23 protein-coding genes are annotated in these 24204 nt (G+C 59.3%); 12 read left to right on the top strand and 11 right to left on the bottom strand.

Annotated features, from left to right (window positions below):
• Positions 1–64 precede the first annotated feature (64 nt).
• Positions 65–775, top strand: a complete 711-nt coding sequence (locus tag ACO05M_RS00490; protein ID WP_421866603.1) for a DUF4126 domain-containing protein — start codon at positions 65–67, stop codon at positions 773–775.
• Positions 776–845: 70 nt separating this feature from the next.
• Here the strand turns inward: ACO05M_RS00490 and ACO05M_RS00485 are convergent, their stop codons facing one another.
• The 3 genes from ACO05M_RS00485 to ACO05M_RS00475 are packed head-to-tail and all read right to left on the bottom strand — an operon-like array spanning position 846 to position 4870.
• The gene (locus tag ACO05M_RS00485) at positions 846–1535 is read right to left on the bottom strand and encodes an HPP family protein (RefSeq protein WP_421866600.1); all 690 of its coding nucleotides are present in this window, start codon (positions 1533–1535) and stop codon (positions 846–848) included.
• A 46-nt stretch (positions 1536–1581) separates the two neighbouring features.
• A complete protein-coding gene (gene mnmC / locus ACO05M_RS00480; RefSeq protein ID WP_421866597.1) occupies positions 1582–3633 on the bottom strand; it encodes a bifunctional tRNA (5-methylaminomethyl-2-thiouridine)(34)-methyltransferase MnmD/FAD-dependent 5-carboxymethylaminomethyl-2-thiouridine(34) oxidoreductase MnmC in 2052 nt (683 codons plus the stop codon).
• Complete coding sequence (locus ACO05M_RS00475; protein ID WP_421866594.1) at positions 3626–4870, bottom strand: GGDEF domain-containing protein; 1245 nt, start codon at positions 4868–4870, stop codon at positions 3626–3628. Before ACO05M_RS00475 ends, mnmC begins: the two co-directional genes overlap by 8 nt.
• A 154-nt stretch (positions 4871–5024) precedes the next feature.
• Between ACO05M_RS00475 and gcvA the strand changes: the two genes are divergently transcribed.
• The 6 genes from gcvA to ACO05M_RS00445 all read left to right on the top strand — a co-directional run bounded on the left by gcvA (position 5025) and on the right by ACO05M_RS00445 (position 12428).
• On the top strand, positions 5025–5957 hold the full coding sequence (gene gcvA / locus ACO05M_RS00470; protein WP_421870809.1) for a transcriptional regulator GcvA: 933 nt from the start codon (positions 5025–5027) through the stop codon (positions 5955–5957).
• A gap of 120 nt (positions 5958–6077) precedes the next feature.
• Positions 6078–7457, top strand: a complete 1380-nt coding sequence (gene qhpG / locus ACO05M_RS00465; RefSeq protein WP_421866591.1) for a flavin-dependent monooxygenase QhpG — start codon at positions 6078–6080, stop codon at positions 7455–7457.
• A 322-nt stretch (positions 7458–7779) separates the two neighbouring features.
• On the top strand, positions 7780–9381 hold the full coding sequence (peaA, locus tag ACO05M_RS00460) for a quinohemoprotein amine dehydrogenase subunit alpha (RefSeq protein ID WP_421866588.1): 1602 nt from the start codon (positions 7780–7782) through the stop codon (positions 9379–9381).
• A gap of 99 nt (positions 9382–9480) precedes the next feature.
• Positions 9481–9807 carry a quinohemoprotein amine dehydrogenase subunit gamma gene (gene qhpC, locus ACO05M_RS00455; protein WP_421866585.1) on the top strand — a complete coding sequence of 109 codons (327 nt, stop codon included), beginning with the start codon at positions 9481–9483 and terminating at the stop codon, positions 9805–9807.
• Between the two features lie 18 nt (positions 9808–9825).
• Positions 9826–10995 (top strand): quinohemoprotein amine dehydrogenase subunit beta, encoded by a 1170-nt coding sequence (gene peaD, locus ACO05M_RS00450; protein ID WP_421866583.1) that lies wholly within the window; start codon positions 9826–9828, stop codon positions 10993–10995.
• 107 nt (positions 10996–11102) lie between these two features.
• On the top strand, positions 11103–12428 hold the full coding sequence (locus ACO05M_RS00445; RefSeq protein WP_421866580.1) for an alginate export family protein: 1326 nt from the start codon (positions 11103–11105) through the stop codon (positions 12426–12428).
• Between the two features lie 690 nt (positions 12429–13118).
• Here the strand turns inward: ACO05M_RS00445 and ACO05M_RS00440 are convergent.
• The 6 genes from ACO05M_RS00440 to ACO05M_RS00415 all read right to left on the bottom strand — a co-directional run bounded on the left by ACO05M_RS00440 (position 13119) and on the right by ACO05M_RS00415 (position 17558).
• Positions 13119–13328, bottom strand: coding sequence for a cold-shock protein (locus ACO05M_RS00440; RefSeq protein ID WP_114695078.1), 210 nt, complete (start codon positions 13326–13328; stop codon positions 13119–13121).
• Positions 13329–13703: 375 nt separating this feature from the next.
• A complete protein-coding gene (locus tag ACO05M_RS00435) occupies positions 13704–14576 on the bottom strand; it encodes a hypothetical protein (protein ID WP_421866576.1) in 873 nt (290 codons plus the stop codon).
• Positions 14577–14760: 184 nt separating this feature from the next.
• Positions 14761–15369, bottom strand: coding sequence for a LysE family translocator (locus ACO05M_RS00430; protein ID WP_421866573.1), 609 nt, complete (start codon positions 15367–15369; stop codon positions 14761–14763).
• An 85-nt stretch (positions 15370–15454) separates the two neighbouring features.
• On the bottom strand, positions 15455–16384 hold the full coding sequence (locus ACO05M_RS00425) for a LysR family transcriptional regulator (protein ID WP_421866570.1): 930 nt from the start codon (positions 16382–16384) through the stop codon (positions 15455–15457).
• Positions 16372–16500 (bottom strand): hypothetical protein, encoded by a 129-nt coding sequence (locus ACO05M_RS00420; RefSeq protein ID WP_421866568.1) that lies wholly within the window; start codon positions 16498–16500, stop codon positions 16372–16374. The genes ACO05M_RS00425 and ACO05M_RS00420 overlap by 13 nt, the downstream gene beginning before the upstream one ends.
• Before the next feature lie 125 nt (positions 16501–16625).
• Positions 16626–17558: a LysR family transcriptional regulator gene (locus ACO05M_RS00415; protein WP_421866566.1), complete on the bottom strand. Its 933-nt coding sequence runs from the start codon at positions 17556–17558 to the stop codon at positions 16626–16628.
• Between the two features lie 138 nt (positions 17559–17696).
• Between ACO05M_RS00415 and ACO05M_RS00410 the strand changes: the two genes are divergently transcribed.
• The 4 genes from ACO05M_RS00410 to ACO05M_RS00395 all read left to right on the top strand — a co-directional run bounded on the left by ACO05M_RS00410 (position 17697) and on the right by ACO05M_RS00395 (position 19841).
• Positions 17697–17933, top strand: coding sequence for a hypothetical protein (locus ACO05M_RS00410; RefSeq protein WP_421866563.1), 237 nt, complete (start codon positions 17697–17699; stop codon positions 17931–17933).
• 1 nt (position 17934) lies between these two features.
• Positions 17935–18867 (top strand): sodium-dependent bicarbonate transport family permease, encoded by a 933-nt coding sequence (locus tag ACO05M_RS00405; protein WP_421866560.1) that lies wholly within the window; start codon positions 17935–17937, stop codon positions 18865–18867.
• Positions 18868–19042: 175 nt separating this feature from the next.
• The gene (locus ACO05M_RS00400; protein WP_421866556.1) at positions 19043–19339 is read left to right on the top strand and encodes a hypothetical protein; all 297 of its coding nucleotides are present in this window, start codon (positions 19043–19045) and stop codon (positions 19337–19339) included.
• A 31-nt stretch (positions 19340–19370) separates the two neighbouring features.
• Positions 19371–19841, top strand: a complete 471-nt coding sequence (locus ACO05M_RS00395; RefSeq protein WP_421866552.1) for a hypothetical protein — start codon at positions 19371–19373, stop codon at positions 19839–19841.
• A gap of 74 nt (positions 19842–19915) precedes the next feature.
• Here ACO05M_RS00395 and ACO05M_RS00390 read toward each other — a convergent pair whose 3' ends face one another.
• Both ACO05M_RS00390 and ACO05M_RS00385 read right to left on the bottom strand, forming a co-directional pair.
• Positions 19916–21421 (bottom strand): aldehyde dehydrogenase family protein, encoded by a 1506-nt coding sequence (locus ACO05M_RS00390; RefSeq protein WP_421866550.1) that lies wholly within the window; start codon positions 21419–21421, stop codon positions 19916–19918.
• A gap of 222 nt (positions 21422–21643) precedes the next feature.
• Positions 21644–22297 (bottom strand): TetR/AcrR family transcriptional regulator, encoded by a 654-nt coding sequence (locus tag ACO05M_RS00385; RefSeq protein ID WP_421866546.1) that lies wholly within the window; start codon positions 22295–22297, stop codon positions 21644–21646.
• Between the two features lie 464 nt (positions 22298–22761).
• On the opposite strand from ACO05M_RS00385, the gene peaB reads away from it, so the two are divergent.
• Positions 22762–24195 carry a quinohemoprotein amine dehydrogenase maturation protein gene (gene peaB, locus ACO05M_RS00380; RefSeq protein ID WP_421866543.1) on the top strand — a complete coding sequence of 478 codons (1434 nt, stop codon included), beginning with the start codon at positions 22762–22764 and terminating at the stop codon, positions 24193–24195.
• Positions 24196–24204 lie beyond the last annotated feature (9 nt).

The raw sequence follows: 24204 nt of genomic DNA, 5'->3' as shown, positions 1-24204 counted from the left end.
TGAGTTAATCCGATGTTCATCTGCTCAGCTTATACTCTACTTTAGGTTTCCAAGAGAGGTAGCTATGGAACATCTTGACCAGATTATCGCAACGTTGGCGCTGACTATGGGGGTTGGCTGGGCCAGTGGCATCAACCTGTACGCCACCCTGCTGACGCTGGGGGTGCTGTCCAACATGGGCCATATCGACCTGCCGCCCGAGCTGCAGGTGGTCGGTGATCCGTTGGTGTTGATGGCGGCCGGACTGATGTATGCGGTGGAGTTCTTCGCCGACAAGGTGCCCGGGGTCGATACCGGCTGGGACACCATCCATACCTTCGTGCGGATTCCGGCCGGCGCGGCGCTGGCGGCAGCGGCTGTGGGCGAGGTGGCAATACCGGTGGAGGTCGCGGCGGCGCTGGTCGGCGGTGGCTTGGCGGCCGGCAGTCATGCCCTGAAGGCCGGTGGGCGGGTGATGATCAACACCTCGCCGGAGCCATTCAGCAACTGGGGCGCCTCGGTGGGTGAAGACGTGGCCGTGATCGGCGGTGTCTGGGCGGCACTGAACCACCCCTACTGGTTTATGGGGTTGCTGCTGCTGTTTATCGTGCTGCTGGTGTGGCTGTTGCCGAAGATCTGGCGAGGTATCCGTCGGGTGTTCCGCTTCCTGTTAAGACTGTTCGGCGTCGATAACGAGTCGGATTCGATCGAAGCCACGGCCGCGGCGGCGGCCGGCCGTGGGTCGGTGGGTACCGGTTCGCGCCCTGGTCTGGGGGACAAGCGGCCTGAAGACTAGGCCCTGCCGCCCAACAACCTTTTCAAAGGCCCCTCAGGGGCCTTTTTGCTGCGCGGTAAAAACCAACGGCTCAGATCCAGCGTTCGCGGGCGGCTTCGTTGGCCACCATATGGACCAGATCGGTATGAGTGACGATACCGAGCAAGGCACCATTGTTGTTGATCACCGGCATCGAGCTGAGTCGGCTTTTCAGGAAGGTGATCGCCACCTGACTGATCGGGGTATCCGGTGTGGCGGCGATCAGTTGGGCCGGGTAGGTGCCATCGATGGTGAGTCCGTCAGTGATCGGGCCGATCGGGTTCAACAGGCTGGTACGACGAAGCAGGACGTATTCAGAAACGACACCGTGGCAGGCTCCCCGGGCATCGACCACCGCCAGGTGGTGGACATTGTGGGACTGAAATTGCTGATAGGCCTGCTGTACGGTGGCGCCCACCGGGATGGTGAATACCGGCGAGGTCATGATCTGGGAGACCTGGGTCGGTTTCTGGTGGTCGCTGGCACGACGGTTCAGCCGCTGGGTCTGTTGGTAGGCCTGCTGGGCACGACTGGAGTTCAGGCGCTGTTCCAGGCTGATGTTGGCCTGGCCGGTCGGGGTTTGCAGTGGTGTCTGGGTTTTGGGCGGCAGTGCCTGATCACCGGAGGAGGGAAGCTCGCGTGAGCGGGCCGACTCGGTGGTGGCTTCGACTCCCCGGGGAGGGAGCAAAGACGAAACCGGAGTCTGAATCCGTACACCTTGATCGTAGACCACCAACGCCATTGATTTTTCACCTCTGCATAACGAAGTGTAGTTAAGCCCTTAGACCTTATATCGCCCCTTTTATTACTTTCTTTATCAGGAAACGGGCCGGATTCAGCGCTTCGAGCAGTTCGCGCTCCAGTCCCAGGGGTTGATCGAGGATCAGATCGGCCAGCAGAGAGCCGGCCAGGGGGGCGGTGATCATGCCTTTGGAACCGTGGGCCAGGTTGACGAACAGTCCGGGCAGATGCACCGGTGGGGTGTCGATCTCGGCTTTGGCATCGCGACCGAGTTGGCGGTAGTTGTGCAGGTAAGCTTCACGATCGGGAACGGCGCCGACGATTGGCAGGTAGTCCGGCGCCGCACAGCGAAATCCGACCCGTCCTTCGGCTTGCGTCAGTTGAGGCTCCAGCTGTCGGCCTAACGGTGGGCTGATCTCTGTGACATGGGCCAGATTCAGCTGATGATCCCGGGATCGCAGTTCGGGGCTCTGGTCGTGCAGATCGAAACTGGCCCCGAAGCAGTAGCGGCCATCTTTCGGCGGGGAGACATAACCGTTGGCGCAGACCACGCTCTTCAGAGCGGGCTGTCCTTCAACCTGAGGCAGCGAGGTGGTTTGGCCGCGGATCGGCTTCAGCGGTAGCTCTGATAGCGGTGCGAATAACTTGGCCTCATGGGCGGTGCAGACCACCAGTTGCGGGCCCTGATCCAGCAACTGCTGCTCTTGGCCAAGTAGCTGCCAGCAGCGCCGCGGTTCATCGAAGCGGAGCTGCTCGATCGGTTGGTTAAAGTGGCAGTCGATATTGGGGTGTTGCAGTAACCGGGCACAAAGGCGGGCTGGGCTGACCCAGCCGGCGTTCGGAAACAGCAGTCCGCCCGCCGCCAGTGGAACCCCGGCCCAGTCGCCGGCTTGGGCTTGATTCAGACCGGTTACCAGCTTTTCCGGGTAGTGAGCACCCTGCAGCAAGGCCTGCTGCTTGGTCTGTTCCTTGTCGTTCAGCGCCAGCTGGATCACACCGCAGGGCGCCCAATCCTCACCGCTCTGGGCCAGCCGATGTAGCAGGCGCAGACTATGCAGGTAGCCACTGAGGTGGATACGGCTGTGGTGGGTCGGTTGCGCCGGCAGCTTGGCGTAAAGCACCCCTTGGGGGTTGCCCGATGCACCGCACCCCGGGGCCGGGCCTCGCTCGTAGAGGCTGACCCGGCAACCGCGCTCGGCCAGTGCAAAAGCGGTGGCGGCACCGGCAATACCGGCACCGATCACCAACACCCGCTGAGGTCGGATCGAGGCCGGCGTCGGGCGATCAAACCAGGGACGTGGGCGACGGGCCCGAGGCCTTTGTGACGGGGCTTGCTCGCTGTCCTGCGGGTCCTGTGGTTGAGGCTCAAAGCGCCCCCGGATCATCTCTCGCTTGTGGCCGAAGCCCTTGATCTTTTCGAGCTGGAATCCAACCCGCTGGAGTCCCCGGCGCACGATACCGGCTGCGGTAAAGGTGCTGAAGCTGGTGCCGCTGCGGCTCAGACGGGCGAGCTGGTCGAACAGCTCGTCGCTCCACATCTGCGGATTCTTGGCCGGGGCGAAACCATCCAGAAACCAAGCATCGACCTCGGCATCCAGGCGGCTGAAGGCGTCGGTGGCTTCACCGTAGAGCAGGGTGAGCTGAACCCGTCCCTGGTCGAGACTGAGGCGGTGGTAGCCGTTACAGGCCGGCGGGTATTGTTTGATCAATGATTGGGACAGGCTGTCCAGCTCCGGCCATAGTGCCAGCGCCCGCTGCATGTCGTCCGGATTCAGGGGGTGTCGCTCGACCGAAATAAAGTGTAATCGGGCGGTGGCCGGCGCCGATCGGCGCCAGCTATGCCAGCAACTGAGGAAATTCAGGCCGGTGCCGAAACCGGTTTCGGCGACGGTAAAATTCGCCTCGGGATCGAGTTGTCCGAAGCGCTGGGGTAGGTCGTTATGCTCCAGAAACACATAGCGACTCTCCTCCAGTCCGCTGGCACGGGAGAAGTAAACATCGTCGAACGCCTGCGCCAGCGGCTGCCCCTGCTGATCCCACTGCAGCCGGGCGGTTTCTGCCTGACCGGTGGCGGGATTGCCGCTGTGCCGGTCAGTCATCGTCGTCGGCCAGCACGATACAGTTTCGACCGGAGCCCTTGGCCTGATAGAGGGCGTCATCGACCCGTTTCATCATCTGCTCGACCGTCTCACCAGGCTTCAGGGCGGCAACGCCGGCGCTGGTGCTGTAGTTGAGCTGCTCACCGTTGAGCAACTGGACATGCTGCTGATGACAGGCGTTACGCAGCCGATGGGCGACCTTCATCGCGGTATCGGCATCGGTGCCGCTGAGTACCATCAGGAATTCTTCGCCGCCGTAACGACCGACAAAGTCTTCCGCCCGGGAGGTCTTGATCAGCAGTTGCGAGAAGTTGATCAGGACCTCGTCGCCCACGGCGTGGCCATAGGTGTCGTTGATCCGTTTGAACTTGTCCAGATCCATCAGGATCACGCTCAGCGGACTGTCCTGCTCGATGGCGCTCTGGGACTCCCGGTTCAGGAAACCGACGATGGAGCCGCGGTTGGCCAGCCCGGTCAGCGAATCCCGGTGAGCCTGTCGGTAAAGCCGCATCATCATGCTCAACTGGGTCAGTGCGGCCCAGCCGGAGATAACCGCCAGCAGGGTCAGCAGCCAGATATCGTTAAGGCTGGCATAGCTGAACAGGTCACCCAGGATCAGGTGGTTGAGAATATAGAGTCCGACCACGAAACCGGCCAGCAGGGCCCCTTCGAAGATCGTCAGCGGGAAAATACCGCCCAACCCGATAATCATAAACGGGAAGAAATGATAGCCCGCCGGCAGGCTGTCATGGCCGTTACCGAGCAGCACAAACTGCGCCGCGGTGTGAAACCCGGAAGGGATCACCACCAGCAGGGTCAGCTTCAGGCGGGCCACCAGCAGGCTGTGATTGGCGCTGCTCCACAGGCACAACAACAGGAACAGCGCACCGCTGGTGGTTCGCAATACCGCGATGGTTTTCAGTTCCTGACCGGAAAGAAACAGCGCATCGACGGCGATCCAGGCCGGGATCAGCAGGGCCAGCAAAAACGCGATCGGTCGAATTCGACCGTTGATGTATTGGGCACGGGTGTGGCGAAAGTGTTTCGAATGCGGTCGTGCCCGCAACAGGTCAAACAGGTAGGCCTGCTTGAGGCGTTGAATGAAAGCCTGTTTTTTGGTCGGGTAGGCAGGGTCGTTAGTGGCCTGCAGCTCGGAATAGCTACTGGCTGAAGCCCGGCGATCGATAGCGTCGGGCGGGTCAACCGGGGCCTGTGGATTACTACTTTGATTATCCATGGGCGAGCAACCTTGCGCTCAGTGGTCGTTCAGATTGTAGGGTGCAGCCGAATCGGCTGTATAAGCTGATCATTGTGCACCAAAGCTTGAGATTATTCTATTTGCCCGACACGGGCGATGTGCTTGAGACTGGTCAATTTAAGGCGAATACCGGATCATAGGGCTTTGCCGATCTTGCTCCGGGAGAACCGCTATCCGACGCCTACCGCCCTTGAACGCTTTGCGTGCCTTCGAAGCCGCCGCGCGTCACCTGAGTTTCAACTCCGCAGCGGATGAACTGTACGTCACACCTTCGGCGATCAGTCACCAGATCAAAACCCTGGAGCAGTACCTGGAGTTGCCGCTGTTTCACCGCAATCGCCGTAAGGTGGAGCTGACCGCTGCTGGGGAAAAGTACCTGCCGACGATTCAGCAGGCGCTGGATCAGATCGACAGCGCCACCCGCCGCCTGATGAGCAACCCCAACTCCGGTGCGGTGACGCTGAGTGTGGCACCGGCGTTTCTGACCCGTTGGCTGATGCCACGGCTATCCGATTTCCAGGACCAGTACCCGGATGTGGAGCTGCGGATGAGCGCCTCCAACGCCGATCTGGACTTCCACCAGACCGATATCGATATGTCGGTACGCTACGGCCGCGGGGAATGGAAGGATGTCGAGGCTCACCTGCTGATGGGGATGTCGGTGGTGCCGGTCTGCAGTCCCGATCTGCTCAAGCGTGGTAAGCCGCTGAAAAAACCCGAGGATATGCGCGATCACACCCTGATCCATGTGGCCACCCGGATGGAGGAGTGGCGGATGTGGCTGAAGGCGATCGGCATCGATTTCAATGATTTCGGTAAGGATCTGCGCTTCTCCAGCACCTCGCTGGCCACCGGGGCGGCGATGGAGGGCCTGGGGATCGCGCTGGCGGATCGGCAGCTGGTCGACAAGGAGCTGGCCCGGGGTGATCTGGTGGTGCCGTTCGACATCGGCATGGATACCCATAGCGCCTTTTACCTGGTTTACCCACAGGACCGGACGCTGAGTTATGCCGGTAAGGCATTCCGGGACTGGATTCTGGAGCAGCTGCAGCCGAATCTGGACTGATTCGGTCTGCCGATACTGTCTTAAACTGAATCGATTGTAACGGTTTGAGACAGCTGGATTGGCCGTCGACACTGTTTTCCGGGGCTTAGACGCTGGTCCGTTCCTTGCAGTGTTCCGGGTATGGAAAACCAGAACCCGACAGCCTCGTCCGTCAACATCCCATCACCCTCAACGTTGAATACCGAGATCGCCGTGGTCGGCGGCGGCCCGGCGGCGACCATTGCCGCGATCGGCCTGCAGCGCCTGGGTTATCGCGTACTGGTGATTACCCAGCCAAGGCCCTTTGCGGCGCTGGAGGGGATCTCCAAACGGGTGATCGACAGTTTCCGCCAGCAGGGGATGCAGGCGTTGGTGGAGGCCTTACCGCCGCCGTCGCCGCGACAGGTGAGCTGGAACGGCAGTACCAGCGCGGCCAATGTGGAGGTGCTGGTCGATCGGCAACAGCTCGATCGTTTGCTGCTCGACGAACTGCGGCAACGACAGATAAGCGTTGTCGAAGCGCGGGCGCAACAGCTGGTGGCCGACGGCGATGGCTGGCGCATCAGCCTGCAGGGGCATCCGCAGCATCGTCGGGTGCGGGCCGATTTTCTGATCGAAGCGCGGGGGCGTAGCGCTCCCTCGGCCGGCGAAGAGCGGGTCAAAGGACCTGAAACCCTGTCGTTGTTGCATTACTGGCAGGGCCCCGCCGGCCAGCTGCGCTCGGCGGTGGAGAGTTTCGAACACGGCTGGGCCTGGATGGCGATGGCTGCCGATGGGCGTCGCTACCTGCAATTGACGGTCGATCCGCGCTACTGCCCGTTACCTGCCAAGTCGGAACTGGCGTCGTTCTGCCAACAACAGTTGCTGCAACTGGAGCAGTCAGGCCCCTTTGTCGAGGGTGCTGAGCCCACCGACAGGGTGCAGGCCCGCACCAGCGGCTGCGTACTGCGGCAGCAGTTGATGGGTCGGCGTTGGCTCTGTATCGGCGATGCGGCGATGGCGGCGGACCCGTTGTCCGGCAATGGCGTCTTCCAAGCGATGTCCAGCGGGCTGGCGGCTCCAGCGGTGGTGAACACGCTGTTACGCCACCCTAAGTCCTATTCCATCGCCGCCGAGTTCTATCGACGACGGATCCATGGCCTGTTCTATCGCTTTGCCCGGGTCGGGCGCGATTTCTATCGGATGGAGCAGCGCTGGAGTGATCAGCCGTTCTGGCGCGATCGATGCGACTGGCCCGACCGGGAACCCTCCCATGCCGAACCGGTGCCCGGTCGCTGGTCGATCGAAACCTTGCCGGTGATCGATCGTGATCGGATCCGCACCGCCGAGGTGCTGGTCACCCCGGATCAGCCGATGGGTATCTGGCACTACCGAGGGGTGGAGCTGGCGCCGGTGATGCGGGAGTTAGGGCATAACCCGTCGCTGGACGGGGCCGACCAGCGACTGGCCGATGCCCTGAAACTTGATCCTGAACTGGCCAGGCAGCTGGTTAGCTGGATCGGTAGTGAGGGCTGGTATTGAGCGCAGTCTGCGCTCGTTGCCAGGCTTCAACCCATCCCCATTCTAGATCTCTGGTGTCCGTCTTCCTCTCCTCTCTTACCGTGACCTCTATGTTGCCCCGGGTCTCTATGGCTGCAGGGTAACGGCTTAAACACCTGTCTCGTTTTGATTCAAAACGGCGTCGTTTATCACGGCGTCGAATTGCTGCTGCTTGCTTAACTCTTTGAATTAATTAGTCAAAAAAGGCTGGCACGGCTGTTGCTATTTATCAATCGGGTTGGATTGTATGTGCCGGCATCAGGTCGGCATCGACAATAAACATAACGAAGGAGGTCTGACCTAGATGAAACAACACAGACTGTCATCCTGGGTGGTCGGCGCCGGCGCAGCGGCGCTGCTGTCACCCGCCACGACGCTGGCCCAGGGAGAGGCCGCGCAGATTATTCGCGACAACTGCCTGGCCTGCCATACCGAAGAGCGCAGCGACACCCCTCAATGGAGCCGCATCAGTCACCAGCGCAAGACCCCGGAAGGCTGGTTGATGACCATCGGCCGGATGCAGGCGATGCATGGGCTCAAGATCAGCGAAGAGGACCGTAGCACGCTGGTGAAACACCTGGCCGATACACAGGGCCTGGCGCCTGAGGAAACCGATGGCTTCCGCTATGCGATGGAGCGCCGTTTGAATACCCAGGAGAGCTTCGAATCGGCCGGCATTACCGAGATGTGCAGCCGCTGCCACTCGGGCGCCCGGGTGGCGTTGCAGCGCCGACCCGCCAGCGAGTGGGAGCACCTGGTGCACTTCCATCTGGGTCAGTGGCCGACCACCGAGTACCAGGCCATGGGGCGGGATCGGGACTGGTTCGGCATCGCCTTGAACACCATGGTGCCGGAGTTGGCCGAGCGCTTCCCGCTCAAATCCGAAGCCTGGAGCGACTGGCAGCAGGCGGCCAAGCCGGAGCTGAGCGGCAGCTGGCGTTTTGCCGGTAACCTGCCGGGCAAGGGTGAGCTGGAAGGCAGCATGCAGATCTCCGGTTCCGATGCCGACGGCTATTCGGTCGAAGTGAGAGGTCACTACGCAGACGGTTCTGCCTTCAAAGGCCGTGGACAGGGCATCGTTTACACCGGTTACGAATGGCGTGCCAGCGTCGATATCGGCGGGGTGTTGATGCGTCAGGTGCTGGCCGCCTCCCAGGATGGCAGCGAGCTGAACGGGCGGATGTTCGAAGCGCTCCACGACGAGCGTGGCATGGATATCCGGGCCTTGAAGGACAACGGCCGCAGCAACCAGATCCTGGCGGTGCAGCCGGCCCATATCAAAGCCGGCGAGCGGCAGCGGATCAAGGTGATCGGCAACAACCTGACCGGGCGTCTGGCGCTGGCCGAGGGTCTCAAGGTTGAAAAGATCCATCACAGCGGCAAGGGGCTGATCGACGTCGAAATCAGCGCCGCCAAATCCCTGACCAGCGGTGCCCACAGCCTGCGGGTCGGTGACGGTGATGGCGCTACAGTGCAGGTCTACGATCGCATCGGCAGCCTCAAGGTGGTGCCCTCCTTCGCGGTGGCCCGGGTCGGTGGCAACGGTGGTTCGACGCCGAAGGTTCGTTCCGCGTTCCAGGCCGAAGCCTGGGCGCCGGGTGCCGACGGCAAGGCCGGAACCGATGACGACGTGCGGATCGGCTTTATGCCGGCCAACTGGCGGGTCGAGCCGTTTGACGAAGCCGCCGCCGCCGATCGTGACGTCGAGTTCGCCGGCTCGATGAATGCGGCGACCGGGGTGTTCACGCCGGCCCTGGCCGGACCGAATCCGGATCGACGGATGTCGACCAACAACGCCGGCAATCTGAAGGTGGTTGCCGAACTGGCCGAGGCCGGTCAGACCCTCAGTGGTGACGGCCAGCTGATCGTCACGGTGCAGCGCTGGAACAACCCACCGTTGCCCTGATCACGGCCGGTTTTCGAGCCTTATCGGATTTACGAATCGACGGGAGGTGCCGGCCGCGCCGCGCATCGACCCGGTTGCTCACCGCGGAGGGTGAACTGCATGAAACATCTAAAACCTATCAATCAGAAGGCTTCGGCGTTGGCCGAAGCCGCCAGTAACGACCAGGCCGACGAAGTGATCGCGATGCAGAGCGTCGCCGGCTGTACCGCCACCACCGACCCAGGCTGGGAGATCGACGCCTTCGGCTCGGTTACCTCGCTCTGTCAGCCGATGGAATCGGACCTTTACGGTTGCGCCGACCCCTGCTGGTGGCCGGCCCAGGTGCCGGACATGATGAATACCTACCCGGACTGGAACAAGGATGCCCCGAGCGCGGGGCAGAACTGGCGCAATCTCGGGGATGTGTTCCCGAAAGATAAGAAATAACCCAACGGGGACGACACCATGAAACAGAATCGCAACAACAAAAACAAAGCGCCTGCTCGACCCATCATCTCTCGGTTTGGGCTGACGGCTGCGGGCTTGGCACTGTCCGCCAGCGCATTGCTGGGATCGATTCCGGCACAAGCCAACAGCAGTCAGGCGTTGAGCACCGGCAATGAGTACATGCTGGTAACCAACTATCCCAACAACCTGCATGTGATCGACCTGGCCTCCGAGTCGCTGCTCAAAACCTGCAGTCTGCCCGACGACTTCGGTCCGGGGGCGATTCGGGTCTCACCGGACAGCAAGATCGCCTACGTGCTCAACAACCACTACGAAGATGTCTACGGCATCGCGCTGGATAGCTGCGAAGTGGTGTTTACCGCTCGCCAGTCGAGTGAGACCGAGCGGGTCAAGAGTATCTTCTCGTTCGCGTTGAGTCGTGATGGTAAAGAGCTGTACACGGTACAGAACCCGACCCAGCTCAACAGCGATCACTACCGGGTTCAGCAGCCTCGGCTGGCGGTTTATCGCACCGATGCCGGACTCGATGCGAAGCCGGTCCGGACCTTCGAGGCTCCGCGTCAGGTGTCGGTCCTGAGCGTGCTGGATGATGGCACCCTGGTGATGGCCGGGGAGGATTTCTACGCGGTCGACGTCAGCACCGGCGAGCGTGAAGTGCTGCTGCCGAATCGAAACTGGGAGCGGCCGCTGTATGCGCCGCCGGATGTTCTGAACGTCTGGCCGATGGATACGCCCAGCAACGAGTTCCTGAGCCTGTACACCACCGCCCGGTTTCAGGATGAGAGCTACGATCTCAACACCGCCGACTGGATCTACGGTTTCCATACCGTCGATCTGAAAACCGGCAAGGCCGAGAGCCTGGATTTTGGTCCGATCACCGAAATCTATTTCACCGGTATGCGCAGCCCCAAAGACAAGAACCTGGTGTTCGGGGTACTGAACCGACTGGCCAAGTACGACCTGTCGAAGAAGGAGCTGATCAAGGCCGCCGAGCTGGATCACTCCTACTACTGCATCGCGATGAACCACGACGGCAGCAAGGTCTATCTGGCCGGGACCTATAACGACGTGGCGATCTTCGATGCCGACAGCCTGGAGCGGACCGGCACCATCAAACTGCCCGGCGGTGATATGGCCATCACCACCGCCCAGGTGTTCCGCCGCTAACAGCACCATCCCTCTTTAATCGCAAGCGAACTGCGGGTCGTCCTCCGGGACGGCTTCGGGCGCCTGCACCCTGAATTTGTTGAGAGATTGAAATAGAGAGTGAAGTAATGAATAAAAAAATCAAAGCGTTACCTCTAGCATTACCGTTGAGCGTGCTGCTGGCTTTAGGTGTCACACCGGCCCAGGCCGCCGAAATTCACAACCAGAACGGCAACAGCCTGCAGTTCAATGTCGAAGCGATGCTCGGCGTCTTCTCGCTGGATGAGAACTACAGCGGGACTCCCGGCTCACGCAACTGGCAGGAGGGTTATATCAAGACCGACCTGGTCGGCGAATCGCAGCTGGATGTCGGCACCCTCTACGGCGGTGCCGGTTTGATCGCGCTGGGCACCCGGGGTGACGGTGACGGCCTGGGAATCAGTACCGGTGACGAGGCCGATGTCGACCTGGAAAACCTGTTCGCCGGTTGGCGCTCCGCCTCCGGGGTGTTCGATATCTCCATCGGTCGGCAGACCTTCCAGCTCGGTGACGGTTTCCTGATCGCTGGCGATAAGGTCAGCCCCGGCGAGGGCTTTGGCGACAACATCGACCGTGGCGGCGCCTATTACCTGGCCGGTCGCAGCAGCTTCAGCAACACCGCCATCGCCCGGATCGACCCGCAAGGTCCGGTGCGTGGCGACCTGTTCTGGCTGCAGTCGGACAACAAATACCAGCAGAAGACCGAGCTGGCCGGGGTTAACTTGGAATGGGTGAACGACGAACTGGGTACCCTGGGCGTCAGCTACTTCGAAGTGACCGATCTGGAAGAGGGCACCGGCCTGTCGCTGTTCGACCAGCGCAAGGGGCTGGAAGTCACCAGTCTCCGGGGGCAGGGTAGCGCCGGGGTGGAGAACCTGTTCCTGTCGTTCGAGTACGTTGATCAGTCCGGTGGCGATACTGCGGTCAAGAATGACGCTCAGGGCTGGTATGTCGAACTGGGTTACACCTTCGCCGATGTCTGGGGCTCACCGAGCCTGAACTACCGCTACGCCGAGTTCTCCGGTGACGACAGTAGCACCGCCAAAAACGAAGCCTTTGACCCGCTGTTCTACGGTTTCACCCGCGGCTTCGGTACCTGGTACCAGGGCGAGGTGGCGTCAAACTACGCCGGTCCGTTTAGCAGCGGTAATGACGTCAGCCGGATTGAACTGACCCTGTCGCCCCGTGAAGATCTGATGATCGGAGCCCAGTACTGGAAGTTCGATAAGCAGGACGATGCCGCCGACCTGTCCGGTGACGAGATCGATCTGTATGCGCTCTGGAGCATCAACGATAACTGGGTCTTCAGCCCGATGATCGGTTACTACGATCCCAAGGGCAGCGATGTGATCGCCGCTCAGGGTAATGACGATTCGAATCTGTATCTGCAGGCGGTGCTGATGTACTTCTTCTAAGGAGAAGGCTTACCGGGTTGTCGCAAGTCGTGTCCCCTGACGGCTTCATCAGATAACCCTGAAACCGCAACAGCTTTCCCCTTCAGGCTGTTGTGGTTGTCTTATTTCAGGGGCGGCAGTCAGGCGGAAAGTGGACAAGACGGAGCACAAACAAATTGGATTAGCGAACGAAGACTTTTCGTTATCGACTGGCTCGCTATTTATGACGCTCATGGATAAGTGGCGAGATTAGCGGCTCAGCACAGCGCTTTCAGGGGCGCGAAGAGATGGATTGGTAGGTGTCGGTAATTTCGCTGCAAGGGTGGTTTTTCTCTAGATAGCGACACATCTCTTGTTGGGACAATAGTCCCGTCAAACGCTTCCATGTCCGGCGTTTAGAATCAGAGCAAGTCGTAGAGGGTTCATAGCAGATCCACTTATCAGCTTCTTTGTTTGAAAAGCGAGATACGCATAGGTTTTCATTTAGATTTTTCAACATAAATGGAAACTCCTTTTATTGATATCTATCCATAGTTCCTGACGATACAGGCCATATCACAATTATTTATAAATTTACGGAGGACTTACGAAATAAAAGCGGGAAGGAAATAGTCAGAAAAATAGGGTTAGGGATGGATAGGCAGTGTTTTCAGTAGAGAGCATGGCTGATCCATGCTCTCCAGCGTCGAATCGAATGACATCAATTCAGACTTACAGTGCCACGATGTTCTCAGCTTGCAGGCCTTTCTGGCCTTGAGTCACAGCAAACTGGACACGCTGTCCTTCGGTCAGGGTCTTGAAGCCGTCACCGGCAATAGCGCTGAAATGAGCAAAAACGTCGGGACCAGACTCCTGCTCGATAAAGCCAAAGCCTTTTTCTTCGTTGAACCACTTTACGGTTCCGGTCGTTGTATTAGACATAATAATATCCTGAATTTTATATAGAGTTGTGCCTTGATAAGGCTCGAATAGCTTGGAAATATAGACTGGAACTTAGAAACTGCAGGACGAGGAATTACGAATAAGACAGCGGCTGTAGAATGTAAATCGAAAGGCTTTTTTCTAGCTGACGGCAACCATACAGGTAACTAGACTGCTTGTCGATCTTTTTATTTTTTAATAGCGGATCGACAGCCGTCAATAGTGGCTGCTCAGTCCGGGGTTTTTCAGGATAGTTCAGCTGCGGCTAAACCCATTCGCCCGTTCCCTGGCTCCACCCGTCTGAATTTGGCCGGTGATAAGCTGCCTAAGGTATGACAACTCAAATCTGTATCTGCAGGCGACCGTCGTCTGAGGTTATTTCTGAGTCTTGTTATCGTTGGTCTTTTCGGACTGCTCCGGACCGCCGAAAATAGTGCTGAAGAGCAAAGCGAATATGGCCTCAAAGGATGTGCCTGACTCCGACTCGAGCTTGTCTCTGATTTTATCCAGATTAACCTTAATCTGGTCGTCCGATATGATCGATAGTTTGCGTGCAAAACGATAGGTGTCTTCTATGTCGTTAAGTAGAACCACTGCCGCCGGTTTCGGCATATTCGGTAAGAGTTCTAATGCCAGCAATGTCACCGAAGACAGCTTACGATCCATAAATTCGACCTGCTTGGTAACATGTTCGGTAGTCGGAGGCCGGGAATTACTCATCACGTAGAAATAGAGACTCTGGTCACCGCCGTCGATTTTCTCTTTCGACAACTGCCAGAATTTGTCCCTCGATTCGTTGAATGCCAGCCAGAGGTGGTGGTTGGTATTCTCCTTCTTCAGAATCTTGATATGTTCCTGGTGGCTTGAAGCCTGCCGCGCTATCTCCTTCCGGGTTTCTTTGAGTTCGTTACTCTGGATCACGATGGTGAAGAGCACCGAGATGAACATAATGAAGGTCAAGATCGGATTGAGAATCCCGCCGATAAAATCGCCGAAGGGGCCGAGGACATTGAAAAACCCGGGGGAATTTCCATCACCGGATAACAGGCTTACCCAGATCGTTATCCCGAGCAGCAAGACCGCGATGGCAATGATTAAACAGGCAACTGATCCGGAAATAACCAGCAGTAAGGACAAGGCTCGGGGGTGATTGTCACCCTCGATCCAGCCGCCGACCCGCTCCGATAAGGCAAAGAGGTTTTCCCTGAGTGTCATTGCGGCTTTACCGGCTCGATCGATGAGTTTCATGGCAGACGGTCCCTGTGAGTAACGTTGCTGCTGGCCAGGGTGAGTTCTTTTTAAGGGTGTCGTTAATCAGTTCCTTGGCAAGCTGTGCGCGGAATCTCTCTGATCAGGATCCAGTGTAGCTGAGCTTTCCCGTTTCCCCTCATTGACTACCGTTGATTTGTTTCAGACGTGCCGCTGTACTGTCCTAGAGCGTTACCACTCTCAGCGCCAAGCCGATCAACACCAGTCCGGTGGCCCGGTTGATGGTGGTGGCGCGTTTCTCCAGGCTGCGCAGTACGCGCGGGTGGGAGATGATCAGCGCCACGATGATGTACCAGAGGGTGTCGATGGAGAACACGGTGGCGACCATGATCAACTGCTCGGTGGTGCCCTGGTCGGCGCTGACGAACTGGGAGAACAGGGCGATAAAGAAGATCGCCAGTTTCGGGTTCAGCAGCGAGATCATGATCCCGTCCCGGGCCGCATCGGCCAGGGACGAGGATCGGCCTTCCACCTGCAGGGCACTGTTTTGTTTGGCCCTTAGGGCTTTGACCCCCATCCAGGCCAGATAACCGGCCCCGGCATAGGTGAGCGCGGTATAGAGCAGCGGTGTTTCGGTGACCAGCAGTCCCAGGCCCCAGAGGGTCAGCACCGCCCAGATCGCCACCCCGGTACCGTGGCTGATGGCGGTCAGGATGCCGTGGCTGCGGCCGTTGCCGAGGCTGTGGCGCAACACCACCACCAGGCTTGGGCCGGGTGAGATAGCGCCCAGGCAGCAGATGGCGACGAGTGAAAGCCAAACGGTGAGAGTCATGATGCCATGTGCCAACCAGATTTCAGTGAAGACACTAGTGTAGAGAAACTAGCGGTATTCTTTAAATGACAATTATATCTAGCTGCTATGACTTCAAGTCATGAAACTTGGGAGAGTACATCGAGGCTTTTATCTCGTCGGCAATGCAGTTGCGTACCCAGCCATGGGCCGGGTCCCGATCGTGCTTCAGGTGCCAGCACAGGTGATAGTGGTGTTCCGGCAGCGCTAGCGGCAGCTCGCAATAGCTCAGGGGCAGGGCGTTGGCGGCGTTCCGGGCGATATGGGCCGGCAGGATCATCAGTGCCCTGCCCTGCGCCACCACCTGAAAGGCGGCCGAAAAAAACGGCACCTCAAACAGGATCTGTCGACTCAGCCCTTGGCTCTCCAGCGCTCGCTCGAAGAAGGAGTCTTTGTCCCCGCCGCTGTTGACCCGCACAAAGGGGTACGCCAACAGTGCGTCTAGGGAGGGTCTGGCTTCAGTGGCCAGGGGATGCTTGGCGGCCATCAGGCAGACCGGTTGGTCTTTGCCCAGGAAGATGCTCTGCAGATTGGCCGGCAGGGTCGAGATGGTGGTGGAGACGAAATCCAGCGGCAGCTGCCCCAGTCGGCTGAGACTCTGGGGCTTCCAGAGTTCGTAGCTGAAGCTGATTCCGGGGGCTTCACGCTGCAGCCGGTTGAGGATGTGGGGGAAGATAAACTGGGCCACATAATCGGTGCAGGCGAAGCTGAACTGGCGATCGCAGCTGGCCGGATCAAAGTGGCTTAGTTGGCGTAGCCCATCGGCCTGGCTGAGGATGCTTTGCACCCGGGGGAGCAGTTCGATCGCACGGGCGCTGAGGTGGTAGCTGTTGCCTTCGCGAATCAGCAGCGGATCGTCGAAGTAGTCCCGCAGCTGGGCCAGTTGCCGGCTCATGGCCGATTGGGTCAGGTGCAGGCGCACCGATGCCTGGGTGACATTTTTCTCCTCCAGCAGGGTGGCCAGGGCTCGGAGAAGGTTCAGATTCAGGCGTTCCAATGTCGCTCCTCCTTCAGGGGCTTGCTAAAGGCTTGGTCGAGGTCTTCGGCGTGGCTAACCACCTGGCTGAAGCGCATTAATCGCGTGCCATCAAACAGTGCCACCAATCCGGGCATGGAGGAACCCGACTGACGGGGCCTTTGCCCGCGGTGAAAGCCATGATTATTCACTACGCGAGTGGAGATTGATATGCCTTCTGGCGATGAGGCCACGGTGCCAAACACCATGGCCTCTGGTTCGCTCAGGCTGTGCCCATCTCGGCCAGCAATCGATCGCGACCTTCGCTTTCGAGGTATTCGAGAAAGGTGCTGGCGACCACCGACATCTGCTTGGCGGGGAGACGGGCCAGAAACCACTGGGTGGTTATCGGTAACCCTTCAACCGGCAGCATGGCCAAGCCGGTGCTGCCTCCGAAGGCCAGGGTGTGCTGCGACAGGATCGAGACCCCCAGCCCGGACATCACGCAGTGCTTGATCGCCTCGTTACTCTCGATCGTCATCCGGGCTTTGAGGGTCTCGCCCTGCTGTTCAAAATGGCGCTCGATCGCATGGCGAGTGCCGGAGCCGCTTTCGCGCATCAGAAAGGGTAGCTGCCTAAACTGATCCAGCGAAACCGAAGCCTGCTCGACCAGCGGATGACCTTCCGAAGCGATCGCCACCAGGGGATTGGGAACAAAAGGTTGAAGTTCTAACCTGGGTTCCTGCGGGGGGTGGCTGAACACATAGAAATCGTCTTCGCCGCTGGCCAGACGGTCGATGATCTGCTGTCGGTTTCCCACATTGAAGTGGACGTCGATCATCGGATAGCGGCGCAGAAAATCCCCCAGCAGGTGGGGAATAAAATACTTGGCTGTGGTCACCACCGCCAGTCGCAACTGGCCGGCTTTCATCCCCTGCAGGTCAGCCAGCTTCATCTCCAGACGATCAACGCAGGAGAGCATCTCGCGGGCACTCTCGACCACCGCCAGGCCCGCCTCGGTGAACACCAGGTTTTTCCCCACGGTGCTGTACAGCGGGGTTCCGATGCTATCGGCCAGCTTTCTGAGCTGCATCGACAGGGTGGGTTGGGTCAGGTGTAGCTCGTGGGAAGCGGCGGTGATCGATCCGTGCTTGTACACGGCCAGAACGATCTCCAGTTGGCGCAGGGTGCCGATGCGGGCTGAAAAGCGGGCCATAACAGATCACCAAAACATCTTTAATTAGATATAGATAAAAATCTATTTTCAGCATATAAAAAATCGATTTTTATCTATTTTAATATTGCTCCATGATGGCCGCCAGATTTTCGATCGCATCGATATGGGAGGCAAAGCATGAATCGGGTAGTGGCGTTTGAGTTGGCAGCGATTGGACTGTTGCTCACGATGGGGCTGATCCTGCTAGAGCAGCAGCTGCCGGTTATGGGGGTGGTGATGACGGCGGTGGTGCTGGCGGTCTGCAGCCTGGGTTTACGACTGCTAAACGCCAGGACGTCCCTGCAGGCGGCTCGAGTAAGGGTTCAAAAACCGGCTCAAACAACAGCGCAGGCCAAGACGAGTTCAGGAGTCTAAGGTGCAACTGGATATCGTCGCTGCATTCTTCCTGTTCGGTGCGGTAGCGCAGCTGCTGAAGGCGCCGATCAAGATGCCGTCGGGGTTGTATCAGAGCCTGACGCTGTTTTTGCTGATAGCGATCGGCCTCAAAGGCGGCATCGCACTGGCGGACCATGCCACCATCGCGCTGCTGTGGCAGTCCGGCGCCATTATTCTGTTTGGCGCGGCGTTGCCGCTACTGGCTTTCCCGGTGCTTCGCTATATTGGTGGTCTGGCCCGGATCGATGCGGCATCGATCGCGGCTCACTACGGCTCGGTCAGCATCGCGACCTACGCGGTCGCGATCACGCTGTTGGAAACCAGTCAGATCCCTTATGAGCCCTATTTTCCACTGTTTGTCGCCCTGCTGGAGATCCCGGCGATCGCGGTGGGGTTGTGGCTGGCCAACAGTCATCTGTCCGGTGCTAGCCGCCGACAAGCCCTGCGGGAGATTTTCCTGAATCAAGGGGTTCTGCTGCTGGTGGGATCGTTGCTGATCGGCTTCTGGGCCGGACCACGGGCCGAAAAACTGATGCCGTTTTTCGGCACCCTGTTCCATGGCGTACTGGCACTGTTCTTATTGGAGATGGGGCGGGTTGCTGCGGGGCGCCTTGGTGCGCTGAAGCAGTACGGCTCTTTTATCGCCAGCTTCGGTGTCATGATGCCATTGCTGGGAGCCTCTGCCGGTGCCCTGCTGGCTGGGTTTTTGGGCTTGTCCACCGGTGGCATGATCCTGCTGGCGACCCTGGGTGCCAGCGCATCCTATATTGCCGTGCCGGCGGCCATGGCGGTGGCACTGCCGCAGGCGAATCAAAGCCTGTCGATTACCGCCTCGTTATCGGTCACCTTTCCGTTTAATGTGCTGGTGGGGATTCCGTTGTACAGTGCGCTGATCAGTTACTGGCGTGCCTGAGGACCTCGGATCGGATTCGCCGGATCGATCGGTGTGAGGCCGCTGTCCGGATAACGCATTCCGTTGATCCCAATCCGGTTGAATCTGCGACTAAACTGGTAGCTGGTTGTCATTCAAATCGGGGAAATGCCGTTGCTGTCTGGGTGTCTTGTGTGTGGCCCGTTGAGTTGTCGAAATGCGCATTAACTGGCTCGTCTTTTCATTGTTACTGACGGGAGGCTCAGCGTCTTGGGCGAGTCTCCCCCAGGCGGGTCAGCCCCCCGATGGGGAACAACCGATCCGTGCCGCTTTTGAGCCGCTGCCGCCACAGATCGGCGCCGACGGTGAAGGTTTGGTTCGACAGCTGTTTGAGCGTCTCGAGCAGCAGGGACTGGCTCCGTTTCAGGTTCAGATGATGCCCTACAGCCGAGCCAAGCGGCAGCTGCTCAGCGGCGAGGCGGATCTGGCCGGCTTCACCCCCGTTCGGGCGTGAAGTCGATGCCTTCTATCGCCAGGCTCAGGAAGTGCGCTGGCCCTATCCGGTCAATACCGACTTTATCTCGCTGGCGCCGATTCGAAGAGATTCGACCGGGCGGATTCAGGCCGAACGGCTGAGGGTCGGTACGCCTTACGGAAACGAGGGGTTTGCGTCGCAGATGCTGGGGGTGCCGATCGAGCAGTTTGACCTGGCCGAACTGGATGAGCTGGTGTTGATGCTGTTGCGGGGACGGGTCGATCTGATCTGGTTTGAGCGGGCCGCGTTGCATCAGGCGCTGGAGGCGCTGTCGCAGCACCCGGCGATCTATTTTCAGCAGGCGCCTGCTGCGCCGATTCCGCTCGGGTTGGCGTTGCGTCGTGATTCCCGGGGAGATCGAATCAAACAGCAGTTGGAGCAGGCGTTGTCCGAGATGAGGTTGCCGCCGATCCCCGCCCGGATGAAGCAACTCAACGGCTTGGGGGCGTCCGGGGTTATTCCGGCTAAACCGGGCCGCTAGCGAGGGCCGTGCGCCGAGTGGAGGCGGAAAAAAGGGCTGCCGAAGCAGCCCAGTGAGGAGCTAGGCTGCCGGGTTCAGACCGACATCAGTACCGTCTTGACCTCGGTGTAGTGCTCGATCGCTTCGGCGCCCATCTCGCGGCCGACACCGGATTGCTTGTAACCGCCGAACGGCAGCGTGGCGCTCAGGGCGGTGTGGCAGTTGACCCAGACGCTGCCCGATTTGATCTGCGGAATCATCCGGTGGACCTGCGACAGGTTGTTGGACCAGATGCTGGCACCCAAACCGTAGGGAGAGTCGTTGGCCATCCGCACCACCTCATCGATATCGTCGAACGGGATGGCGGTCATTACCGGGCCGAAGATCTCTTCCTGAACCACCCGGGCGCTCTGATCGACATCGACCAGAATGGTCGGCTCGACAAAGTAGCCCTTGTCACCGGCCTGGCCACCGCCGGTGACGATGCTGGCACCTTGGGAGCGACCGTCTTCAATATAGCCGCAGACCCGATCCAGCTGCTTGCGGGAGACCAGCGGCCCCAGATCCACATTGGGGTCCAGCCCCTGACCCAGCGACATGCCTTGGGCAATGTTGGCGATCTCGGCGACGGTATTGTCGAACACCTTCTTGTGAACATAGAGTCGTGAACCGGCGCAGCAGACCTGGCCGGAGTTGAAGAAGATCCCGGTGGCGGCGCCGGCGGCGGCCTGGGCGATATCGGCATCGGGCAGTACGATCACCGGTGATTTGCCGCCCAGCTCCAGGGTGACCCGGGTCATGTTGTCCATTGCCGCCTTGCCGATCAGCTTGCCCACCTCGGTGGAGCCGGTGAAGGTCAGCTTGTCGACGCCCGGATGCTTGACCAGCGCATCGCCGGCCACATGGCCTTCGCCGGTGACGACGTTGAACACCCCGGGCGGGAAGCCGGCCTCGAGAACCAGTTCGGCTAAACGAAGCACGCTCAGCGAGGTCTCCTGGGCCGGTTTGATCACCATGGTGCAACCGGTGGCCAGTGCCGGTGCCAGTTTCCAGATTGCCAGTAACAGCGGGAAGTTCCAGGCAATCACGGCACCGACCACGCCGACCGCCTCGCGGCGGGTGTAACCGTGCAGGTTGGCATCGGGCATGTAGGTGACCGAGGCATCGACGCTGCGGCCTTCGATTTTAGTGGACCAGCCGGCCATGTAGCGCAAAAAGTCGATCGCCACCGTGATGTCGACATGCTGAGCGACCACCGCGGATTTGCCGTTATCGATCGACTCCAGCTCGGCCAGCTCTTCGATGTTCTGCTCCATCAACTCGGCTAATCGCCACATCAGTTTTTCCCGCTGGGGCGGACGCATCCGGCTCCAGTCGGAACTCTCAAAGGCATCGCGGGCGGCTTTGACGGCCAGCTCCACATCGGCGGCTTCACCGCGGGGGATACGGGCGATCAGTTCGCCGGTGGCGGGGTTTTCAACCTCGAGGGTTTCACCACTCAGTGCGTCGCACCAGCGCGAGCCGATCAGCATCCGGTGTTGGCGATCGAGGAAGGCGGCGGCCTTCGGGCTGGGGGAGATAGTGGATTGTATATAGCTCATAGATCCTGCCTTTTGTTGTTATCGGTAGCTGCCGGCGGCGATCATGAATCGCCGCCGAGGACTGTGACAGGTACTGATTGGCAGGAACTGTGCCAGTGCTTTTTTTGCTGCGTAACTGGCTGATAAATAGAATTTATTGGCTTTTCTGTTCGGTTGCGAACAGGCCGGCGTCGGACCGGAACTTGAACCGGGTGTTTTATCTTGAAACGGGTGTATCGCCTGTCAGCGGAGTTGGTCGATATCTTCGTTGCGGATCGTTTTGACCAGGTTCAGGAAGCTGATCGCGGCGATATTGGCAATGTTGTCCCGCTTGGACTCCCAGGGTTTGTTGAACCCGGCGAAGGGGGTCAGCCCTTCCATCGAGGCGGAGATAAACAGCGCCAGCTGTTCACGCTCGGGCTCATTCAGCGACGGATTCAGCACTTCGATCAGTTCGTTCAGAACGAGGCGAGCTTTGATGTAGAGCGCGTCCATCCGCTCGGCGGCATGACTGTCATGATTTGACAGGGCCCAAAGCTCGGGGAAGAAGTTGGTGGTTTCCTGGGTGCCGAGGTCATCGATGATAAAGCGGATAATCGCCACAAACTGCTGCTCCGGCCCCACCCCGGCTTCCTCTTTGATTTTGTCGAACTCCCACATGTAACTCTCGATCACCTGATCGAGCAGGTCACGAAGCAGATGTTCCTTATTGGGATAGTAATAACTGAGGTTGCCCACACTGATCCCGGCCTCGGCCGCAACCTTGCGCATGGTCAGGTTGTGGTAGCCCCCGGCAATCATCAGATCACGGGCGGACTGCAGGATCTTCAGTACTCGTTGTTGGCCTTTGGAGAAAGCGGCGGTGCCGGGGCGGACTTGCAGTTGGAGCTCACGCATAGGGGGTCGGAATCCGGGGATAGTCGGGCTGGGCGGGATTATCGCTAATTGGCTCAGATCGTTCAATTTATCACCAATAGTTTTATTTTGGCGTGGTCGTTATAAGAAATAGATATCAAAACTGACCAAAAAATAGGACAAGAGTTCTATTTTGTTGATTGGTTTGCTGTTAGGGTAGATGAATATTGGACACTCGTACTAATAAATATAACTGAGCGAGCCCGTTATGATCGACCATTCTGCTTTGTCCTGCAGCCGTGCTGCAGCCGGTTGCCGCCAGTCGCGGCGGCTGACTTCTGATCTTCACATCAAGCTCCCCAAGCTGCGCTCAAGCGCGCCAAACCCGTTGCGGCGAAGCCGTTAGCGAGGTTCCGTTGCGCGTTGGAATCGGTCTCCGGCCGGCCACTGCGCCCCCTTAACCGATTATCAGCTGCCGTCGCGGCACCGTTTTACCAGGAGGTCCCATGGGTACGCCCTTGAATCTGCTCCACAACAATCTTCACGAAGTCAGCGTCGAAGGTCGTCGCCTGCTGTTTCATATCCCCAGCAGCAGTTTGTTCCAGCTCGATCAGATCAGCGCGGCGGTGATCGACCTGCTCCGACAGACGCCGGATCTGAGCCTGGATCGGCTCAACACCGAACTGGCCGGGCGTTTCGATCGCGACGAACTGGGGGAGACGCTGGCCGAGCTGGTGGCGATGGAAGTGGTCACCGATGGCAGGGCGGTGACCCCGGAGATCGGGGTCACGCATGTCGAGAACTTTCCGCTCAATACCCTGGTGTTGAACGTCAACACCGGTTGTAACCTGAGCTGCACCTATTGCTACAAGGAGGATCTTGATACGCCGTCGGCCGGTCGCAAGATGGATTTTTACACCGCCCGCGATTCGATCGAGATGCTGCTGCGCGAGTCGCCGGATGAGCCTCGCTACAACCTGGTGTTTTTCGGCGGCGAGCCGCTCAGTAACCTGGCATTGATCAAGCAGGTGGTGGCCTATGCCGAGCAGCGCTTCGAGCAAGCCGGTAAACCGGTCGACTTCACCATGACCACCAACGCCACCCTGCTCAACGAAGACACCATCGAGTTTCTGGCCGAGCACCGCTTCGGCCTGTCGATCAGCATGGATGGCCCCCAGGCGATCCACGATAAGAATCGCATCACCGTCGGCGGTCAGGGCACCTACGCGGTGGTGGCCCGTAAGGCGCAGATGCTGTTGTCGCGCTACCGCAGCCGCCCGGTAGGCGCCCGCGTCACCCTGACCCGGGGGATCACCGATGTGGAGCGGATCTGGGATCACCTGTTCAACGAGCTGGGCTTTGCCGAGGTGGGGTTTGCCCCGGTCACGTCCGGCGATATCGCCGATTTCAACCTGACCGAAGCCGAGATCGCCGAGGTGTTCGCCAACATGAAACGGCTGGGTCAGCGCTACCTGGAAGCGGCCTTGGAACACCGCAACATCGGCTTCTCCAACATGCACCAACTGATCACCGACATTCACGAAGGCAGCAAGAAGGCGCTGCCTTGCGGGGCCGGGGTGGCGATGCTGGCGGTGGACCACAGCGGTGGCCTGAACCTTTGCCACCGTTTTACCGGCTCTGATATGGAGCTGTTCGGTTCGGTGGAGCAGGGGATCGATCATCAGCGTTTATCCGGTTTTCTGGATCAGCGGCTGGATCGCACCAATACCGGCTGTGCCAGTTGCCGGATTCGCAACCTCTGTTCCGGCGGCTGTTATCACGAGAGCTACGCCCGCTACGAAGATCCGACCATGCCGACCTATCACTACTGCGACCTGATGCGCGATTGGGTCGACTTCGGTATCGATGTCTATGCCCGGATCCGGGCCCAGAATCCGGACTTTATCGACACCTACATCACCCCGCGCAAGGGGCACTGAGTCGATGGA

The organism is Motiliproteus sp. (assembly GCF_965230735.1).
Taxonomy (GTDB): domain Bacteria; phylum Pseudomonadota; class Gammaproteobacteria; order Pseudomonadales; family Balneatricaceae; genus Motiliproteus.
Note: the sequence above shows the minus strand (reverse complement) of the source record. Positions and strands in the feature narration are given on the sequence as shown.